The sequence below is a fragment of the Hallella sp. genome (assembly GCF_037460745.1).
GTDB classification, from domain to species: domain Bacteria; phylum Bacteroidota; class Bacteroidia; order Bacteroidales; family Bacteroidaceae; genus Prevotella; species Prevotella faecis.
Genome location: NZ_JAXVAE010000115.1, coordinates 1 through 17,634, shown reverse-complemented (window position 1 = coordinate 17,634; position 17,634 = coordinate 1). Strand labels below are relative to the sequence as shown.

Genomic DNA, 17,634 nt, shown 5'->3' with positions numbered 1-17,634 from the left:
TCGAGCAGGTTGCGACAGTCGCTTTGAAGACATAGCGGGCTATGTCGAAATGTGACTGGAAGCAAGATGCCGAAAGAAACGCTGACAAGAGTTGAAAAGAATCAATAACCTTCTAATAGCTTTCCTATTTCGGTCTAATGGCCGATTGGGGGTTTATTCGGCTCTTTTGCCTTCGAGGGCCGCCAAGGCGTTCTCGGCCAAGGCGCGCATTTCGTCTTGGCCGGGGTAAACAGCCACTGGGGCCAACCACGCGATGCGGCGTTTGAGGCGGTCTACGATGTAGTCGGAATGGGCCATGCCACCCGTGAGGATGATGGCGTCGGGTGGGCCGCAGAGCACAGCGGCTTCCGACACGATGGTCTTGGCCACATGCCAGATCATGGCGTCGACCACGAGGCGGGCATGGTCGTCGCCCTCCTCAATGCGCTTCACTATCTCCTTCATGTTGTTAGAACCTAAGTGCGCAATCAGTCCGCCATGTCCGGCCACTCGTTTCAGCAGCTCGTCCTCGGTGAGCGTGCCACTGAAGCAGAGGCGGATGAGCGCCGCAACAGGAAGCGAACCCGCACGTTCGGGCGAGAAAGGCCCCTCGCCGTCGAGCGCGTTGTTGGCGTCGATGGCCTGCCCGTGGTCGTGGGCGGCGATGGAGATGCCGCCACCCAGGTGGCACATGATGAGGCGAAGGTTCTCATAGTGTGTGTCGTGTTCGCGGGCGTAACGACGAGCAATGGCCTTCTGGTTGAGCGCATGCCAGATGCAGATGCGCGGCAACAGCGGTGAGCCACTGATGCGAGCCTCGGGCGCCAACTCATCGGTGGTGCCAGGATCGGCGATAAACGCCTGGCAGCCTGGTATCTCCTGGGCAATGGTATAGGCGATGATGCAACCCAAATCGCAGGCGTGCTGATGCTCGCAGGCGCGCTCCTCAGCGATCATGGTGGGCGTAACGGGATAGGAACCGCTCTTCACCGGACGGGCCAATCCACCGCGGCCAACCACAGCGTCGAACTGTAGGGGCACATTGCGTTGCTCCAATTCTTTGATAACCAGTTGGCGACGGAAATCGAATTGGTCCATGATGGTGGGAAACTGGTGCAACTCATTCAAGTCGTGCACGATGTCGGTGACAAACAAGGGCTGCAGGTCGTCGAAGACGGCAATCTTCGTTGAGGTCGACCCAGGGTTTACAACAAGCACGCGAGGCATAGGCTCAGGTATTTGGAATCTGCCGAATCGCCGCGTGAGGGCAGCACTACGGGCACGTCGGGGCCTTGTAGCACGCCAGCCGTGCGCGCCTGGCAGAAGAGGGTTATAGTCTTATAGAAAAGGTTTCCGGCTTCGATGTCGGGGAAGATAAGGGCGTCGGCGTCGCCCGCGATGGGCGAGTCGATATGCTTCACCGCCATGCTCTCCTTCGAGCAGGAGGTCTTGAGGTCGAGCGGCCCGTCGACGATGCAGGGGCCAAAGGCGCCTTGGGCAGCCATCTCCTTGATCTCACCGTAGCCCACCGTGAACGGGAAGTTCTTGGCGTCGACCTTCTCCGAGCAGTGGATGAGCGAGATGCGCGGGCGCTCAATGCCCAATTGCTGGCAATAATGGGTGACGTATTGTATTTGCGCCACACGCTGTTCTTGTGTGGGGTAAGGAATGACGGCGGCGTCGGTGAAGAACAGCAGTTTGTGGTAATCGGCCAATTGGGCAAGGGTAATGTGGGTCATGACCTGGCCCTTGCGCAGAATGCCAGTCTCCTTGTTGAGGATGGCGCGCAGCAACACGTCGGTGTTGACGAAGCCTTTCATGATGACATCGGCCTCGCCACGCCGTACGGCCTCCACGGCCTGGCGGGCTGCCTCTGCGGGATCGTCCGACTGGAATACCAAGGGTGTGATGATGCCGTTGCGCTCAGCGTTGGCAATGGCTTGGTGCGACGACTCGTCGTTGGGACAAACAGCGGCCACTCGTTTTTTCAGATGGTGTGTTTTCAAGTGAGCGATTAGCTCATCAAAAGATTTTATAGGCATAGGATTTTTAGTTCATAACGGTCTCAAAGATAGCGAAAAATCCAACAAGTGGGCGCAAGATTTCTGAAAAAATATACTAATAAAAGGTAAAAACCGACTTCCGCTTACCTGTGTTCATGGCCTTGGTGCCATTTTGCTTTCTCGACTTGATAAGTCGGGGAGGTAAGGAAGACGGTTTTTACCTTTCAGTGTTGCGGTATGTGTCAGTGGGCATGCCCTTGTGGCGCATGGCTCACGTTGGCAGCCTCTTGTTTCAGTTCGGTGATGCGAGTAACAATGGTGTCGCCCTTTTCGGTTGTGAAGAACACGGCACGCACCACGTGGCCCACATCGGCATTGCCCCGCACCTTGATGCGTCGGCTCTTGTAGTAGAGCGTGGAGTCGCGGCGTGAGGGGTAACTGAGCAGTTGCACCTCATGCTTGGTGGAGGCCGGACCGATGACAAAGATGTCGGCGCTGTCGGTTACGGCCTTAGTCACGGTGGAGTCGTTGGCCGCTGCCTTGCGCAAGGCGGCGGTGTCGGGAGGGTAAAACTCCTTGGCGGCCACAGTGTCGCCATCGTCTTGGCTGGGAGCCATGCGGCACGACACCGTGACGGCTTGTGCGGCGATGAGCAGCAGCGGTATAAAAGCTAATTTGCGCATGGGATGATGGTAAAAATGGGAGTTTGGGTCCGATGGGGATTATTCCAGCGACTGAGCGGCCAGTCCTCCCTCGGCAGTCTCCTTATAGAGCGAGGGCAGGTCGTGGCCAGTCTGGTTCATTACCTGCACCACGCGGTCGAAGCTCACGCGGTGCTTGCCGTCGCTGAAGGCGGCGTAGAGGTTCGAGTCGAGTGCGCGGGTGGCAGCGAAGGCGTTGCGCTCAATGCAGGGAATCTGCACCAGGCCACACACCGGGTCGCATGTCATGCCGAGATGATGCTCAAGGCCCATCTCTGCGGCATACTCGATCTGTGCCGGACTGCCTCCGAAGATTTGGCAGGCGGCGGCAGAAGCCATGGCGCACGCTACGCCTACCTCGCCCTGGCAACCCACGTCGGCGCCTGAGATGCTGGCGTTTTGTTTCACAATGTTGCCCACGAGACCTCCTGTGGCGAGGGCGTGCAATATCTTGTTGTCGGAGAATTCATGGCCCTTGGCGAGGTGATAGAGCACGGCGGGCATGATGCCGCATGAGCCACATGTGGGCGCTGTGACGATGGTGCCGCCTGAGGCATTCTCCTCGCTCACAGCCAAGGCATAGGCGTAAACCAAGCCGCGAGTTTGCAGGTTCTTGCGGTAGCCCTTGGCCTTGACATAATAGGTGAAGGCCTTACGCTGCAGGTTGAGTGGGCCAGGCAGGCGCCCCTCACGCTCTATGCCGCGCTCCACGCTGCGCTTCATGGCTTCCCAAATCTCCTGCAGGTAGTCCCAAATGCCTTCGTCCTCATGCTCGGCAACATACTCCCAGTAGGCGCGGCCGTTGTCGTAGCACCACTTCTTGATATCGCTGAGCTTGGTCAGCGGGTAGATGTCGGGCGATGGAGGCAGCACACCCGTGGGATGGTCGCCTTCGGAGAGGGCACCGCCACCTACGCTGTAAACGGTCCACGAGGTGTTGGGCCGACCGTTAGCGTGAACGGCGTTGAAAGTCATGGCGTTGGGGTGGAACGAAAGAAACCGATTGGGCTCCCACACAATGGTGGTGGGGGCTATGGGTTGCAGCACCTCCTCAATGGCCACATCTGTCATGTGGCCCTTGCCGGTGGCGGCCAAACTGCCATAGAGCGTTACACTGAATGACACGGCTCCCTTGTTTTGGGCAGCAAAGATTTGGGCGGCTTTCTGGGGACCCATGGTATGGCTCGAGGAAGGACCCTTGCCTATTTTGTAAAGTTCGCGTAGTGATTTCATGTTTGCAAAGATAATGCAATTCGCACGGAGAAAGAAATGATTTCGCCCTTTTCTTTTCGCGTTATGCTTTTATTAGGATTGTATCGGGGATTGTGGCAAGGATGCGGTCTTACAAAAAGGTGACAACGGCGTTGCTCTTGCACGGATGTTTAGAGGGAATGGCAAGGGCGACAAATCCGTTGTCACGGGCAACCTGTTATGCCGGAGTATGAGCCATAGCAGGTCTGATATACTAAAGAGTATGAACTAAGCTAATATGAGGTTGGCGCCACGGTCTTGGTGACTTTTGTGGTGCCGTTGGCCAATATATCCCTTCGGATAATGAGTTTGCTGGCGATGGGGTTGCTGAGACGCTTGCCGTCGATAGAGAAGAACTGGGAGGACACCACTTGGCTGACGCTTGTGGGCCGCGAGATGGCCGACGGGGTGCCGCGCCGGTGGCTAAATACCCATTCGAGACGGGTGGTGGTGTAACTCTGTATGCAGGTTGTTTCGTGAGTCCAACCTTTTTCCACATCCATCCTAACATCATCGTCCAAAGCCTTTAACTCCTCCACAAAAGAAGCGGCAGTTTCCACCTTCATGATGGCGTCTGCCGTTCCCATGACGGTGTAGGCCGGTGTGGTGGCAACGTTCTCCACCACTGTTTTCGACGGGTTGGCAGCCACAGGCATGGCGGCGGCGAAGAAGTTGGGGTAGGCGGAGAGCATGCCCCAAGTGCCAGTGCCTCCCATCGACCCTCCGAAGATATAGATGCGGTTGGCGTCGGCTACGCCTTTCGAGGCGTATCGGTCAATCATGGCCTTGAGCATGGTGTTCATGGGGCCACCCCACGACTTGTCGGTTGGGCACTGTGGTATGAGAAAGATGGCGTTTATGCCATGGGTTTCCAAATAGCGCGCTATCGAATCGGTGCCGGGTTCCAATAGTTGCTTCTCGTTATCGTTGCCTTTGCTCGATCCGCCGTGTAGGTAGACCACCAGAATGGGCGCCTCTGTACTGTTCTCGTTAGTGATGACGCATTTGCGATAACCCATTGTGATGCCCAACGTAGTGATTTGTTCTTTCGATGCGTTGAAGGCGTGGGCCAGCATGCTGGTCCACACCATAATAATCCATAAGAATTGTTTCATTCCATTGGTTGTTTGGTTATCCTATTGCATAGATCCGGGACGGCGAGAGCCCTTGCGTTTGCCATTTTGACGGTTCTTCTCAAGGCGCTTCGACATCTGGCGCTCCAACTTGTAGACGCGCTGTATTTGTGCCTGTGAGAGAAACTGAGAGTAGGTTTTGTAGTACTTCTCACGGATGTTGAGTATCTTATGGCTCATCTCAAAGCGCTGCTTGATGGCCTGTTCGTTTTGCTCCTCTGTGTTGTTGGGGGTGCTGCGCAAGCGCGGACCTAAGGCCCATATCTCTTTTTGGTACTGTGTATAGGTGTCGATGAACCGCGCTGTGGTCTTCTCGTCGAACGCCAGAGAGTGTGCGATGTGCTTGGCCTGAACTTCCGCCAACTGTTCGCGTGAGAGGCGCTGACTCTTGCTGTCCTTCTGTGCGGCGGCGCTTGTGGTGAATGCGGTCATGACCAAGGCCATGATCAGCGTTGTCAGAATTGTCTTCATAATAATGTGGTTTGTTTATTATTTAGTTGTTGATGAATACATCGGCCTGGTACACGTCCAAGAGATAGTCTTGGTCGCCTTGCGAGAGGTTGGCGAAGGCTTGGTCGACGGCCTCTATGCCGTTGGTGGATTGGGTGGTGCTGAGGTTTAGGTTTACTATCCATAGGGCGGCCACCGATGCTGCTACAGCCACGGCCGTTATCCACAGTCGTGTGGCTTTTTTGCGGATGGGCTTTTGTGGCAGGTCCATGCGCTCGTCTTTCACCATGTTCATGACGTTCATCTCCATCTCGCGAAATAGACCGTCGGGGGCGGAGTAGGGCATGCGTTTGCCCACTTGCTTGAAGTTGAAACCTTGATCCATATTCTTTAATCGTTTTGATTCATGTATTTAATGATTTTCTCTTTGGCTACGTGGTAGCTTTGTCGGATGCTTGTTGGTGTGCTATCGGCCACGCGTGCAATCTCGCTGAAACAGAGTTCGTCGTAGTACCGGAGGTTGAAGGCCAACTGTTGCTTGGGTGACAGGGTGAGTATGGCTCTCTGTAGCTTGGCCGCCAGTTTATCGGCCTCTTCCAGGCTGTTGTCGGCAATGAGCGTAACGCCAGTCGTTTCCGACTCTAACGAAACGGTTTCTTCTTGCCGTTTGCTGAGGCAGCGCAGGGCCTCATTGGTGGCGATGCGGTAAATCCAACTTCTGAACGAGCCGTTACCCTGATACGTCCCCATCGAACGGAAGATTCTCACAAACGTTTCTTGAGTAGCGTCCTGGGCGTCGTCGTGCAACACCACCAACCTGCGGATGTGCCAATAGATGGGCTCTTGGTATTGGTCCATGAGCATCCTGAAACCGGCTTCGGGGCATATTCTCAGTGTGTTGATGAGGCTTTGTTCTGTTGTTGTCATATACTTCTTAGACCCTGAGAAGTGGAAAAGATAAAAACAGGTAAGTTGTTTTTTGTGATTTTTTGCCCGAGCAAACAAAAAGAGAGCGCCAAGTTGCCCTTGACGCTCTCTTTGTTGGGTTATGCTAATGGGATATTATGCCTCAGCCTCGTCGTTGGTTTCCTCAGCAACGAAGTTCTTCAGGTCGTCGTCGTTGAAAGCCATGACGTATGCAGCGTGGCCCACGACTTCCTCCTCAGCGGCGCGCACATACACCTGAGCGCTCTTGGCGAAGAGCTCGGGAGCCTTGGTGGCGTCGGTAAGGATGAGCAACGACATGATGATGTCGCCTGTCATGTTGTAAAGGCGGCGAGCCAAGAAATCGTGCTCGGCCTGGTTGTCGCTGGCTTTCACCTTCTCCACAGCCTCGGCGTAGAGGTCAACCATCTTGGCCACACGCTCCTTCAATGGGCGCAGCTCGTCGGCAACGTCGTTGAGCAGCATCTCCTTGATGATGTTGAGATAGGTTCCATTGGTGATGTAACGCACGGCAGCCACCACCTGCAACTGTGTTGTTCCCTCGTAGATAGAGAAGATACGGGCGTCGCGATACAGGCGCTGGCACTTATACTCCATGATGAAGCCCGAACCGCCATGGATGGAAATGGCGTCGTAGGCGTTCTGGTTGGCATACTCTGAGTTCATGCCCTTGGCCAGCGGAGTGAAGGCGTCGGCCAAGCGGCTGTACTGCTTCATCTCCTTGCGCTCCTCGGGAGTGAGCTTGCGCTCGCGCGAAATGTCCTCGAGAGCCTTATAGATGTCCACGTAGCGGGCGGTCATGTAGAGCAGCGAACGACCGGCGTCGAGCTTGGCCTTCATGCGAGAGAGCATGTCGTAAACGGCGGGGAAGGTAATGATCTTCTTGCCAAACTGCTCGCGCTCCTTGGCGTAGGCCAGACCCTCGTTGTAGGCTTCCTGTTCCACACCCACCGACTGTGCGGCGATTCCCAGGCGTGCGCCGTTCATCAGGCTCATCACATACTTGATGAGGCCTAAGCGACGCTCGCCGCAGAGCTCACACTTGGCGTTCTTGAACACCAGCTCGCAGGTGGGCGAACCGTGGATACCGAGCTTGTGCTCGATGTGGCGCACGGTAACTCCACCGTCGCGCTTGTCGTAGATAAACATTGACAGGCCACGTCCGTCGTGTGTGTCTTCCTCGGAACGAGCCAGCACGAGGTGCAGGTCAGAGTCGCCGTTGGTGATGAAGCGCTTCACACCGTTGAGTCGCCAGGTGCCATCGGCGTCTTGGGTAGCCTTCAGCATGACGCGCTGCAGGTCGGAACCAGCGTCGGGCTCGGTGAGGTCCATTGACATGGTCTCGCCCTCAGAGATGCGGGGAATGTACTTCTCCTGCTGCTCCTTGGATCCAAACTCGTAGAGCGTATCGATGCAGCTCTGCAGCGACCACACGTTTTGGAAACCAGCGTCGGCTGCCGCGATGACCTCCGAAAGCATGGAGAACACCGTGTTGGGAACGTTGAGGCCTCCGAAGCGGCGCGGCATGGAAATGCCCCAAAGGCCGGCCTTGCGTGTGGCGTCGAGGTTCTCGTAGGTCTTGCTGGCGTAAATCATGCGGCCGTCTTCGAGGTGCGGACCCTCGAGGTCGACGCTCTCCGAGTTGGGCTCGAGAATGTTGGCGGCCACGTCGCCCGTGATGTCGAGCAGACGCTTGTAGTTCTCAATGGCGTCGTCGTAGTTGACGGGAGCGTCGTCGAACTGGTCCTTGTCGACATACTCTCTCTCCTTCAACTCAACGATGCGCTGCATCAGCGGATGATTGAGATGGAATTCAATCTCAGGATGATCACTATAATAGTTTGCCATAGTTGTATGCTTTGTGACGCCCACCGCCCCTTGGGGTGTGACAGGGCAGTTAGGCTGTGTCTTTTATTTAGAATTCTGTTTGTAGTACTTAATCATCTTCGGTACGACATCTTCCACATTGCCCACGATCACGTAGTCGGCAATCTTGTTGATGGGAGCCTCGGGGTCGTTGTTGATTGAGATGATGATGCCGGCGTCTTGCATACCAGCGATGTGCTGGATCTGTCCAGAGATACCGCAAGCGATGTAAACCTTGGGATGAACGGTGACACCCGTCTGTCCCACCTGGCGGTCGTGGTCGACCCATCCGGCGTCGACTGCGGCGCGGCTTGCGCCCACCTCACCGTGGAGCTCCTTGGCAAGCTGGAAGAGCATGTCGAAGTTTTCCTTGCTTCCTACGCCATATCCACCAGCCACAACGATGGGGGCGGCCTTCAGGTTGTTCTTGGCGGCCTCCACCTGGCGGTCGATAACCTTCACTACAAAGTCGGTCTCGGGCACGTATTTGGCCACATCGGGATAAACCACCTCGCCCTTTGCGTTGCCCTCGTAGAGGGATTTCTGCATGACGCCGCTACGAACGGTGGCCATTTGTGGGCGGTGGTCAGGGTTGACGATGGTTGCCACGATGTTTCCGCCGAATGCGGGGCGGATTTGGTAGAGCAGGTTGTCGTAGTGCTTGCCGCTCTTCTTGTCGTCGAAGTCGCCAATCTCGAGCTGGGTGCAGTCGGCAGTCAGACCGCTGGTCAGCGACGACGACACGCGAGGTCCGAGGTCGCGGCCGATGACGGTAGCGCCAAGCAGGGCGATCTGCGGGTTCTCCTCCTTGAAGAGGTTGACGAGAATGTCGGTGTGGGGAGCCGATGTGTAGGGGAAGAGCCCCTCGGCGTCGAACACAAAGAGCTTGTCGACACCATAGGGAAGGATCTGGTCTTCCACTTTGTTCTTGATTTCTGTTCCTGCCACCACGGCGTTGAGGTCTACGCCCAACTGGTTGGCCAGCTTGCGGCCCTTGGTGAGCAATTCCTGAGATACTTCGGCAACGGTAGTGCCTTCAATCTCGCAATATACAAAAACGTTGTTCATATCTGCTTAGCCAATAATCTTTTCGTCCAACAATTCCTTGATGAGGCTCTCCACGTCAGCGTCGCTGCTGGTGAGCGTCTTGCTCTCTTTGGCCTGGAACACGATGTTTTGCACGGCCTTCACCTTTGTGGGTGAACCTGCCAAACCACACTGCTCGTAGTCGGCTCCGCAGTCGGCGATGCTCCACTGGCCCAGCGTGAGGTAGGGGCGCGAAGCGTAGAGGTCGGTCCAAGGCTCGTCTCCCTTGCGCTCCATGGGGCATGTGGCGTACTTGTATTTCATGACGCGCTTGGCGTTGCAGGGGCGTGCGGGTGCAGCCGTTCCGTTCACGGTGATGAGCACCGGCAGGGGAGCGACAACCGTCTCTACGCCGCCGTCGATGTGGCGACGGATGGTAGCCTTGCCGTCTTCCACCTTGATGACCTCCTCAGCGTAGGTCACCTGGTTGAGTCCGAGCTTCTGTGCCACCTGCGGTCCCACCTGTGCGGTGTCGCCATCGATGGCCTGTCGTCCGCCAATCACGAGGTCCACATGTCCCAGTTCGCGGTCGATCTTGGCAATGGCCTGCGAGAGGAAATACGATGTGGCGAGGGTGTCGGCACCGGCGCTCTTGCGGTCGGTGAGAAGGAATCCGTCGTCGGCGCCTCTGTAGAGTCCTTGGCGGATGATTTCACCGGCTCTTGGAGGACCCATGGTGAGCATGGTTACAGTAGTTCCAGGGTTCAGGTCTTTAATGCGGAGCGCTTGCTCCAAGGCGTTCAAGTCTTCGGGATTGAAGATAGCAGGCAGTGCGGCGCGGTTGACTGTGCCTTCGGCTGTCATGGCATCCTTACCCACATTTCTTGTGTCGGGTACTTGCTTGGCAAGCACAACAATTTTCAATTTCATATAAATGATATATAATTGTGATATTTCCGAAATACGGGCGCAAATATACAAATATTTTACTCTTCCGCCAAACAAATGGCACTAAAACCGCAAGTCTCTGCACAAAACAAAGTGTTTGTGCAGTATTGTGTTCCCATGCTTTGTGCGTGCAAGCGTTTGCACTTGCGTTTGGGGTAAAAGCGGGTTGTTGATGGTGGCTGTGTTCTCATGGATAGCCCCCACCTATAAATAATAAAAGGAGGGACGTGGCTGTCCTCGCGACAGTTGTGCCCCTCCCGAACCAAATTACAAATGTTTCCTTATTTTAGTATAATCATGCTTAGGGTTTTTTGCGTTTGAAGCTCATGTTGTCTGCGGCTGTGGCGAAGATGTTTCCCACATACTTGTCGTTGGCTGAAGATTGCATGTCCCTGAGCGTACGTTGCACCAGTTGCTTTTCGGGGTTCGACAGCAGGTGGATGTAATTGGCGCAGAGGCTCGATATCTTGTTGGCCACGGCCGTCACCAGCGGCAGCTTGTCGCTCTGCTTGCGTCCCCACGTTTTTCCGTTCCATTCGAGATCTCTGCGGAGCTCGTCGTTTTGCTTGAGGTAGATGGAGCGCAAGGTTCCAAACGCCTGCATGAACTCCAGGGCGGTCTTGGGCTTTTCGTTCAGTTCCGTGTCCTTTTTGTTGGTCGATGGAGCTTGTGGGTCTTTTCCGTAGATCTCCACCACGTGTCCGACGGCCCGGTCGCCCCTCTTGGCCCATGTGAGCATGTAGGCGTAGCGCATGCTCTCGTCCTTGGGGTCGCGCATGAGTTGCATGTTGTAGTTGTTGTCGATCTCCACGGGGAAGACGTATGTGCTCTTGTTGCCCACGTCGTAGGCCAACCTAATTTCCTTTTTAGAGCCCGACTCGGTGCCGGCAGTTTTTACGAACGACTGAAACGAGGCGCTGCTGCATTCGAGCATGGTGTCGTCGAACTTCTGCAGGACGCTGATGGGTGCATCAAACTGGTATTTGTGGATGTAGCCACCTTCGTACTGGTCGTTCACGACGAGTGTCACCTGCTTGTTTTTCAGCAGTTTCGTGGTGAAGTTGTTGAACGCTTCCGACATCTGGTCGACCGATTTCTGTGCCATGACCAGTGTGGAGGCCAAGGCCAAGCAGCAGCTTAGTGCCAGCTTTTTCAGTATGTTCTTGTTCATGAGATAAGAGTGTTTTAGAGTTTGGGCGCCGCCTTTCGGCATTGCGCCTTGGATGTTTTTATATGTGATGCGATGATTTTTTTTTCTTCCGTCCAACCATTCTTTGGTGCGTTAGTATATCTCTTCGGTTTCCTCATCGCTCTCGGTGAGTCCCGCCAGTTGCATCTGCGTGTTGAGCGAGTCGAGAGCCTCTTCGAAGAGCTCCTCTTGCGAGCGCTTCAACTGTTTCAGCGCTTCTGCCACCAGATGGTCGTCGATGTCGCTCAGCGACTCAAGGCCGATGTCGACCGTCGTTGGTGTTTCTTTGGCTATGTGCACCTGCGCCGGTTGCACCTTTGGCCAGCTGATGGGCGACGCCAGATCGCTTGGCTTGGCCTCGGCCAGCAGCACCTTGGGTGGTGCGGGCGAGAAGTAATAGCGGCGATAACGCTTCACGTTCTTCTCCGTTTCCTCCTTGATACGCAGCGTGTCGGCCTTCTTGCGCTTGGCCGTGGGCTTTGCCTTGGTGTTGGCGGGCGTGGCCAGGGTGTCGACGATGGTGGGTTGCTGGTTGTCGGCCAACCACGGGTTGCCTGGTTCGGCGCTGGGCCACACCATGCCTATGATGAGCGCCAGCGAGGCGGCGGCCGCCAGGGCCACGTACCACTTGGCATGGCGGTTCTTGTTAGCCGTCTTTCGTGGCATGCCCTCGTCGAAATAGGCGAACATCAGACGGTAGTTCTCCAAGTCGGCGTCCACCTGCGGATGGTCGTTAAACCATCTTGCGATGCGCTGTTCCTCCTCAAGCGAGGTCTCGCCCTCCATGAAGCGTTCGAGCAGATTCCTGATATTGTCGTTTGTCATAAGCACTTGCCTTTTTTTATTTGTTCCAACAGTCGTTTTCTTGCCCTTGAGAGTAGCGTTCCCACTGATCGTGGCGATATGCCCACGATGGCGGCAATCTCTTCGGCGCTAAGTTTCTCCACCTGCCTGAGGTGTAGCACCTGGTATTCGGTGGGCGGCAGTTTTTTGAGAGCCTTGTCGAGCCATTTGCCGTAGCTTTCTTCTTCCACCCGTTCCGAGGCCCGCTCGGTGGCGGCGATGTTTCGCGCCTGTTCGAGCCCTACGGTGTGCTCCTTTCTGAGTCGGTCGATGGTAAGGTGCCGCGCCATGGTGGCCACCAGCCCTAAGGCGTGTTGCCGCGAACTGACGCTTTCCCTGAGGGCGCACATCTTGATGAGCGAGTCTTGCGCCACATCGTCTGCCCAATCGGATGCCGATGGGTAGCTAAGGGCTTTCTGCAAGGCCAGCGCTCTCAGTTGTGGCACTATGTCGACAAACTCTTGTTCAGTCATTGTTTTCTTTGGTTCCTATTCTATAAACGCAAACATGTGGCCTTTATCAACGACGTTAACGTTTTTTAAGTATTAAGCCCAAATCGGTCGTTAGACCGAAATAGGTGAGTTATTATGATTTTATGGCTTCTTTCCAACTCTTGTCAGCGTTTCTTTCGGCATCTTGCTTCCATTCGCGTTTCGCCATAGCCCGCTATGGCTTCAACGAGAATGTCGCAACCTGCTCGAAACAAACACTAACAAGAATTGAAATCTAATGGCCGATTTGGGTTAAACATAAGTATGCCTAAGTTTGTAGGCATAGTAGGGCGAGGGTGATGTTCTGTTCGATATTTTGGTGTAAAAGTTGTGCGGCGTTTTGGGTTGAACCAGCCAGCGAAATCGTCGTTTTTCCGCGCTCGCCGTCCCCATTTTGCGTTGCGCGCCCACCGTTAGGCATCTTTCGTTTTGCGATACCTACCTAACCGCACCTCGAAAGGCCATGTTTCGAGCCACGAAAGACCATCTATCGTCTCTCGGTTAGGCATGTTTCGCAGCGCAAAATGTTAATTGTGGAAGGTAAAAATCTTTGTTCTTTATATAACGCTTTGGTTATCAGCAGGTTGTGTAATAGTGCTGAGAATCGCGTATTTCAGCCAAATCCTTCCGTCGTCGTTGCCAGCTATGTAGATTTCAGTATAGTTTGTTGCCATAATTTGCATTCCCATTATCAGGCATGGGCGCTGAACGGCCCATCAGCAACGCTCCCTCCCTTACGGAGGAAAGACGCCAAAATAACAATTCGCAAACGCCTTATTTTACACGTTTTGGCTCACCCAAACGCCTTGTTTTACATGGTTTGCCCCAACAAATAAGCGAGAACTGCCTCATGAAGGCAATCCTCGCTTATCCAAAACAATAGTGATATGGCTATGAAGTTAGCTTGCGATCGTGCGCCCTGCGCCATTATAGCGGATACTCGTCGAAGGCGTAGAGCACGGTCGAGAGGTAGCGCTCGCCGGTGTCGGGCAGCAGGGCCACGATGGTCTTGCCCTTGTTTTCGGGGCGCTTGGCCAACTGGGCTGCGGCGAAGGCGGCTGCACCCGATGAGATGCCCACCAACATCCCATCGTTCTGGGCCAACTGGCGACCGGCGCGGATGGCGTCGTCGCCCGCGATGTCGAGCACCTCGTCGACCACGCTGGCGTCGTAGGTCTTGGGCACAAAGCCGGCGCCAATGCCCTGGATCTTATGTGCGCCCGATGGGCCGCCATTGAGCACGGGCGATGAGGCGGGCTCCACGGCCACCACCTTCACGTTGGGTTTTTGCTCCTTCAGGTACTTGCCGATACCCGAGATGGTGCCGCCGGTTCCCACGCCCGCCACGAAGATGTCGATCTTGCCGTCGGTGTCGTTCCATATCTCCACACCCGTGGTCTCGTAATGCTTGCGTGGGTTGGCCGGGTTCTCAAACTGTTCGAGGATCACCGCCCCGGGAATGCTTTGGCGCAACGCCTCGGCGGCCTTGATGGCTCCGGGCATGCCGTCCTTTCCAGGTGTCAGTTTCACATGCGCCCCATAAGCTTTCACAAGGTTGCGACGTTCCACGCTCATCGTCTCGGGCATGGTGAGGATGAGCTTGTAGCCCTTCACGGCGGAGGCCAACGCCAGGCCCACGCCCATGTTGCCGCTGGTGGGCTCGATGATGGTGGCGCCCGGCTTGAGGGTTCCCTTCCGCTCGGCATCTTCTATCATGGCCAGGCCCACGCGGTCTTTCACGCTGCCGCCAGGGTTAAAAAACTCCACCTTCGCTATGATGGGCGTGTCGAGGCCCTGAAGAGCGGAAAACTTGCTGAGTTCGACCAGTGGCGTGTGGCCAATGAGGTCGGTGATGTTCTTGTGTGTCATAATCGTAAACTTGGGGTTGTTCGTTTTGTCTTGGCATGTTGCGCTATGGCTCACGCCCCTGCCAATGGAGGCGCGGCTGGTGGGGTAAGGCCGCGCTGGCGAGGTTACTTCACGGCCTCAAACGCCTGGTCGAGGTCGTCGATGAGGTCTTGGTAATGCTCCGTTCCGATGCTCAGGCGGATGGTTCCGTCGTAGATGCCCTGCTGCGTGGCCTCCTCCTCAGAGAGTTCCGAGTGGGTGGTGCTCTTCGGATGCACCACCAGCGACTTCACATCGGCCACGTTGGCCAAGTTGGAGAAGATTTGCAGGTGGTCGATGAAGTCCCACGCCTTCTGTTGGTCGCCATCGATCTCAAAGGTGAAGATGGATCCGGCGCCGTTGGGGAAGTAGCGCTCGTAGAGATCGTGGTTGGGGTGGTCGGGCAGCGACGGGTGGTTGATCTTCTTTACCTGTGGCTGGCTCTTCAGATACTCAATGACCTTCAGCGTGTTGAACACGTGGCGCTCCACACGGAGGCTCAGCGTCTCCAAGCCCTGCAGCAGCACCCAGGCGTTGAACGGCGAGATGCAAGCGCCCTCATCGCGCAGAAGAAGGGCGCGCACGCGGGTAACAAACGGGGCGGGAATGTTGCCGAAGACCAAGCCGTAGTACGACTCGTCGGGCTGGGTGAAACCGGGGAACTTATCGTTTTGGAAGTAATCGAACTTGCCTCCGTCGACAATGACGCCACCCAGGCTCGATCCGTGGCCACCTATAAACTTCGTGGCCGAGTGCACCACAATGTCGGCTCCGTGCTCCAACGGACGGATGAGGTAGGGCGTGCCGAAGGTGTTGTCGATAACCACGGGAATGCCGTGGCGGTGGGCTATCTCGGCCGTGCGCTCAATATCGGAGATGTTGGAGTTGGGGTTGCACAGTGTTTCGATGAACACCAGCTTGGTGTTGGGTTGGATGGCGGCCTCCAGGGCATCGTAATCGTCGGGGGCGACAAACGTGGTGGAGATGCCGTATTTCGACAGGGTGTGCTTCAGCAGGTTATAGGTGCCGCCATAGATGGTCTGCGTGGCCACCACGTGGTCGCCGGCATAGGCCAGGTTGGTGATGGCGTAGGTAACGGCTGCGGCACCTGAGGCAACGGCCAGTCCGCCCACTCCGCCTTCCAGTTTCGCCACGCGCTCCTCAAAAACGCCCTGTGTGGTGTTGGTCAGACGACCGTAGATGTTGCCGGCATCCTTCAGATGGAAACGGTCGCTGGCATGCTGGGCGCTATGAAACACATACGAGGTGGTTTGGTAGATGGGCACGGCGCGGGCGTCGGTTGCGGGGTCGGCCTGTTCCTGACCTACGTGAAGTTGAAGTGTCTCGAAGTGAAGTTTCTTTTCGTTGCTCATTGTTATTCCCTTTCTCTTTTTTAACCGCCGTGGGCCTTAATGGGAGGTCGGCGGTGGGTTCGACTAATACATTTATTGATATTAACTGTTCACGGTTGCAAAGGTACAACCATCCGCCATTTCCTGAAATAGCTAACATGTGGCATTTGGCATACCACGATTGTGGTATTTGGCACCTTTCGGTTCTTCTTAGCTATGCCTTCACCTTATTATATATATAAGGGCCAATGTCGGATGCGCGCTTTGAGGATGTTTTTTCTTGTCATGTTGCATCATAATTCGTTACACCATGAAATCCGCTGGAACAAGTAAGGCGGTTGCCATTCGTGGTTTCCGCCATTTCCACTTCTCAGCCTCGATAGGTGGACAAGCATACTGTCATTTGTCGAAAAATAAGGAATGAAACTGAAAAATGTAAGAAATTGGCCATTCTTTGTAAGAAATATCCTACTCGGTTGACGATTTTTCCCATTACTTTGCAACCGAGGAGCGACATGCTGCCATCGGTTGTCGAACTCCCTCATACTTCAATCCACCATAAACCAAGTAAACGAACATGAAATTACTGAAACAAGGAATGTGCGGCGAAGATGTAAAATTCTTACAGTCGGAGCTCGCTCGCATAGGACATAACATCAAGGCCGACGGCGACTTCGGCCCAGGCACGCTCAATGCCGTGAAGGCCTTCCAGAAGAAACACAACCTGGGAGCCGACGGCGTTGTGGGCAACGGCACATGGGAGGTGTTGCTCTTCGACGGGCGGCCCGCGCACGAGCACCTTACCGACGAGGATTTCTGCCTCGCCGCAAAGCTCATCGACTGTGAGCCGGCTGCGCTCAAGGCGGTGCAGAAAGTGGAGACGGGCGGCCGAGGAGGATTCTTCGCGCCAAGCAAGCCCGCCATCCTCTTCGAGGGCCATGTGTTCTGGAGCCAACTCAAGCAGCGCCGCATCAACCCCGAGAGGTTCGCAGCCGCCAACCCGGGCATACTCTATCCCAGGTGGAGCAAGGCACACTACAAGGGCGGATTGGCCGAATATGCGCGCCTGGAGCAAGCCCGCAAGATCAACGTCGACGCCGCCAACGCATCGGCAAGCTGGGGCATGTTCCAAATCATGGGCTTCCACTACGCGCTCTGTGGATACAAGAGCGTGTCGCAGTTTGTGGCGTTCATGAGCCAGAGCGAGCGCAACCAGCTCATCGTGTTCTGCCGCTTCATACGCAAGTCGGCAGGCATGCTTCCCGCATTGCAGGCGAAAAACTGGGCTACCTTCGCCCGTCTCTACAATGGTAGCGGCTACGCCGAAAACCAGTATGACAAGAAGTTGCTCAACGCCTACCGAACCTTTGCCGCAAAGTAAGGCAACTCTCGAACATCCTTCCCACTCTAACGATCCACATAAGAAACCAGCTTATTCATCCAAAGGACATGGCAAGATTTTAAAAGGTTCTATCTTGTCAAACCGTCCAGGCTAAGAACCTATGCATTAAAAACCTACAATTAGTACTGATGCGATAAAATCGCATAGTTATTAAAATTCATCAAATAA

At 55.3% G+C, this 17,634-nt stretch carries 17 protein-coding genes; 1 reads left to right on the top strand and 16 read right to left on the bottom strand.

Translation table 11 applies throughout. The features are described from left to right. Positions 1 to 153 precede the first annotated feature (153 nt). The 16 genes from buk to WKK33_RS07540 all read right to left on the bottom strand — a co-directional run bounded on the left by buk (position 154) and on the right by WKK33_RS07540 (position 16,085). Positions 154 to 1,206: a butyrate kinase gene (gene buk, locus WKK33_RS07615; RefSeq protein ID WP_287769772.1), complete on the bottom strand. Its 1,053-nt coding sequence runs from the start codon at positions 1,204 to 1,206 to the stop codon at positions 154 to 156. Next, positions 1,185 to 2,021 carry a phosphate acyltransferase gene (locus tag WKK33_RS07610; protein WP_337933201.1) on the bottom strand — a complete coding sequence of 279 codons (837 nt, stop codon included), beginning with the start codon at positions 2,019 to 2,021 and terminating at the stop codon, positions 1,185 to 1,187. The genes buk and WKK33_RS07610 overlap by 22 nt, the downstream gene beginning before the upstream one ends. Before the next feature lie 203 nt (positions 2,022 to 2,224). Further along, positions 2,225 to 2,665 (bottom strand): hypothetical protein, encoded by a 441-nt coding sequence (locus tag WKK33_RS07605; protein ID WP_215759026.1) that lies wholly within the window; start codon positions 2,663 to 2,665, stop codon positions 2,225 to 2,227. Between the two features lie 39 nt (positions 2,666 to 2,704). Beyond that, positions 2,705 to 3,916 (bottom strand): L-serine ammonia-lyase, iron-sulfur-dependent, subunit alpha, encoded by a 1,212-nt coding sequence (locus WKK33_RS07600; protein ID WP_337468857.1) that lies wholly within the window; start codon positions 3,914 to 3,916, stop codon positions 2,705 to 2,707. A 251-nt stretch (positions 3,917 to 4,167) separates the two neighbouring features. Continuing rightward, positions 4,168 to 5,049 (bottom strand): prolyl oligopeptidase family serine peptidase, encoded by an 882-nt coding sequence (locus WKK33_RS07595; protein WP_337933199.1) that lies wholly within the window; start codon positions 5,047 to 5,049, stop codon positions 4,168 to 4,170. 21 nt (positions 5,050 to 5,070) lie between these two features. Further along, positions 5,071 to 5,538, bottom strand: a complete 468-nt coding sequence (locus tag WKK33_RS07590; protein WP_337570162.1) for a hypothetical protein — start codon at positions 5,536 to 5,538, stop codon at positions 5,071 to 5,073. A 22-nt stretch (positions 5,539 to 5,560) separates the two neighbouring features. After that, positions 5,561 to 5,902 carry a hypothetical protein gene (locus WKK33_RS07585; RefSeq protein ID WP_337570164.1) on the bottom strand — a complete coding sequence of 114 codons (342 nt, stop codon included), beginning with the start codon at positions 5,900 to 5,902 and terminating at the stop codon, positions 5,561 to 5,563. Positions 5,903 to 5,907: 5 nt separating this feature from the next. Beyond that, positions 5,908 to 6,444, bottom strand: a complete 537-nt coding sequence (locus WKK33_RS07580) for an RNA polymerase sigma factor (RefSeq protein WP_337933197.1) — start codon at positions 6,442 to 6,444, stop codon at positions 5,908 to 5,910. Positions 6,445 to 6,579: 135 nt separating this feature from the next. After that, positions 6,580 to 8,310, bottom strand: a complete 1,731-nt coding sequence (locus WKK33_RS07575) for an acyl-CoA dehydrogenase family protein (RefSeq protein ID WP_287769763.1) — start codon at positions 8,308 to 8,310, stop codon at positions 6,580 to 6,582. Between the two features lie 63 nt (positions 8,311 to 8,373). Beyond that, positions 8,374 to 9,396 (bottom strand): electron transfer flavoprotein subunit alpha/FixB family protein, encoded by a 1,023-nt coding sequence (locus tag WKK33_RS07570; protein ID WP_337933195.1) that lies wholly within the window; start codon positions 9,394 to 9,396, stop codon positions 8,374 to 8,376. Between the two features lie 6 nt (positions 9,397 to 9,402). Further along, a complete protein-coding gene (locus WKK33_RS07565) occupies positions 9,403 to 10,284 on the bottom strand; it encodes an electron transfer flavoprotein subunit beta/FixA family protein (protein ID WP_215759018.1) in 882 nt (293 codons plus the stop codon). Between the two features lie 319 nt (positions 10,285 to 10,603). After that, entirely contained in the window at positions 10,604 to 11,473 is an 870-nt protein-coding gene (locus WKK33_RS07560) for a hypothetical protein (protein WP_337933194.1), read from the bottom strand. A gap of 111 nt (positions 11,474 to 11,584) precedes the next feature. Beyond that, a complete protein-coding gene (locus tag WKK33_RS07555; protein WP_337933193.1) occupies positions 11,585 to 12,316 on the bottom strand; it encodes a hypothetical protein in 732 nt (243 codons plus the stop codon). Beyond that, positions 12,313 to 12,807: an RNA polymerase sigma factor gene (locus WKK33_RS07550; protein ID WP_337933191.1), complete on the bottom strand. Its 495-nt coding sequence runs from the start codon at positions 12,805 to 12,807 to the stop codon at positions 12,313 to 12,315. The genes WKK33_RS07555 and WKK33_RS07550 overlap by 4 nt, the downstream gene beginning before the upstream one ends. A 945-nt stretch (positions 12,808 to 13,752) precedes the next feature. Continuing rightward, complete coding sequence (cysK, locus tag WKK33_RS07545) at positions 13,753 to 14,694, bottom strand: cysteine synthase A (RefSeq protein WP_337933189.1); 942 nt, start codon at positions 14,692 to 14,694, stop codon at positions 13,753 to 13,755. Positions 14,695 to 14,798: 104 nt separating this feature from the next. Further along, positions 14,799 to 16,085 (bottom strand): O-acetylhomoserine aminocarboxypropyltransferase/cysteine synthase family protein, encoded by a 1,287-nt coding sequence (locus tag WKK33_RS07540; RefSeq protein WP_287769142.1) that lies wholly within the window; start codon positions 16,083 to 16,085, stop codon positions 14,799 to 14,801. 556 nt (positions 16,086 to 16,641) lie between these two features. Here WKK33_RS07540 and WKK33_RS07535 point away from each other — a divergent pair. Beyond that, complete coding sequence (locus WKK33_RS07535) at positions 16,642 to 17,445, top strand: N-acetylmuramidase family protein (protein WP_337933187.1); 804 nt, start codon at positions 16,642 to 16,644, stop codon at positions 17,443 to 17,445. Positions 17,446 to 17,634 lie beyond the last annotated feature (189 nt).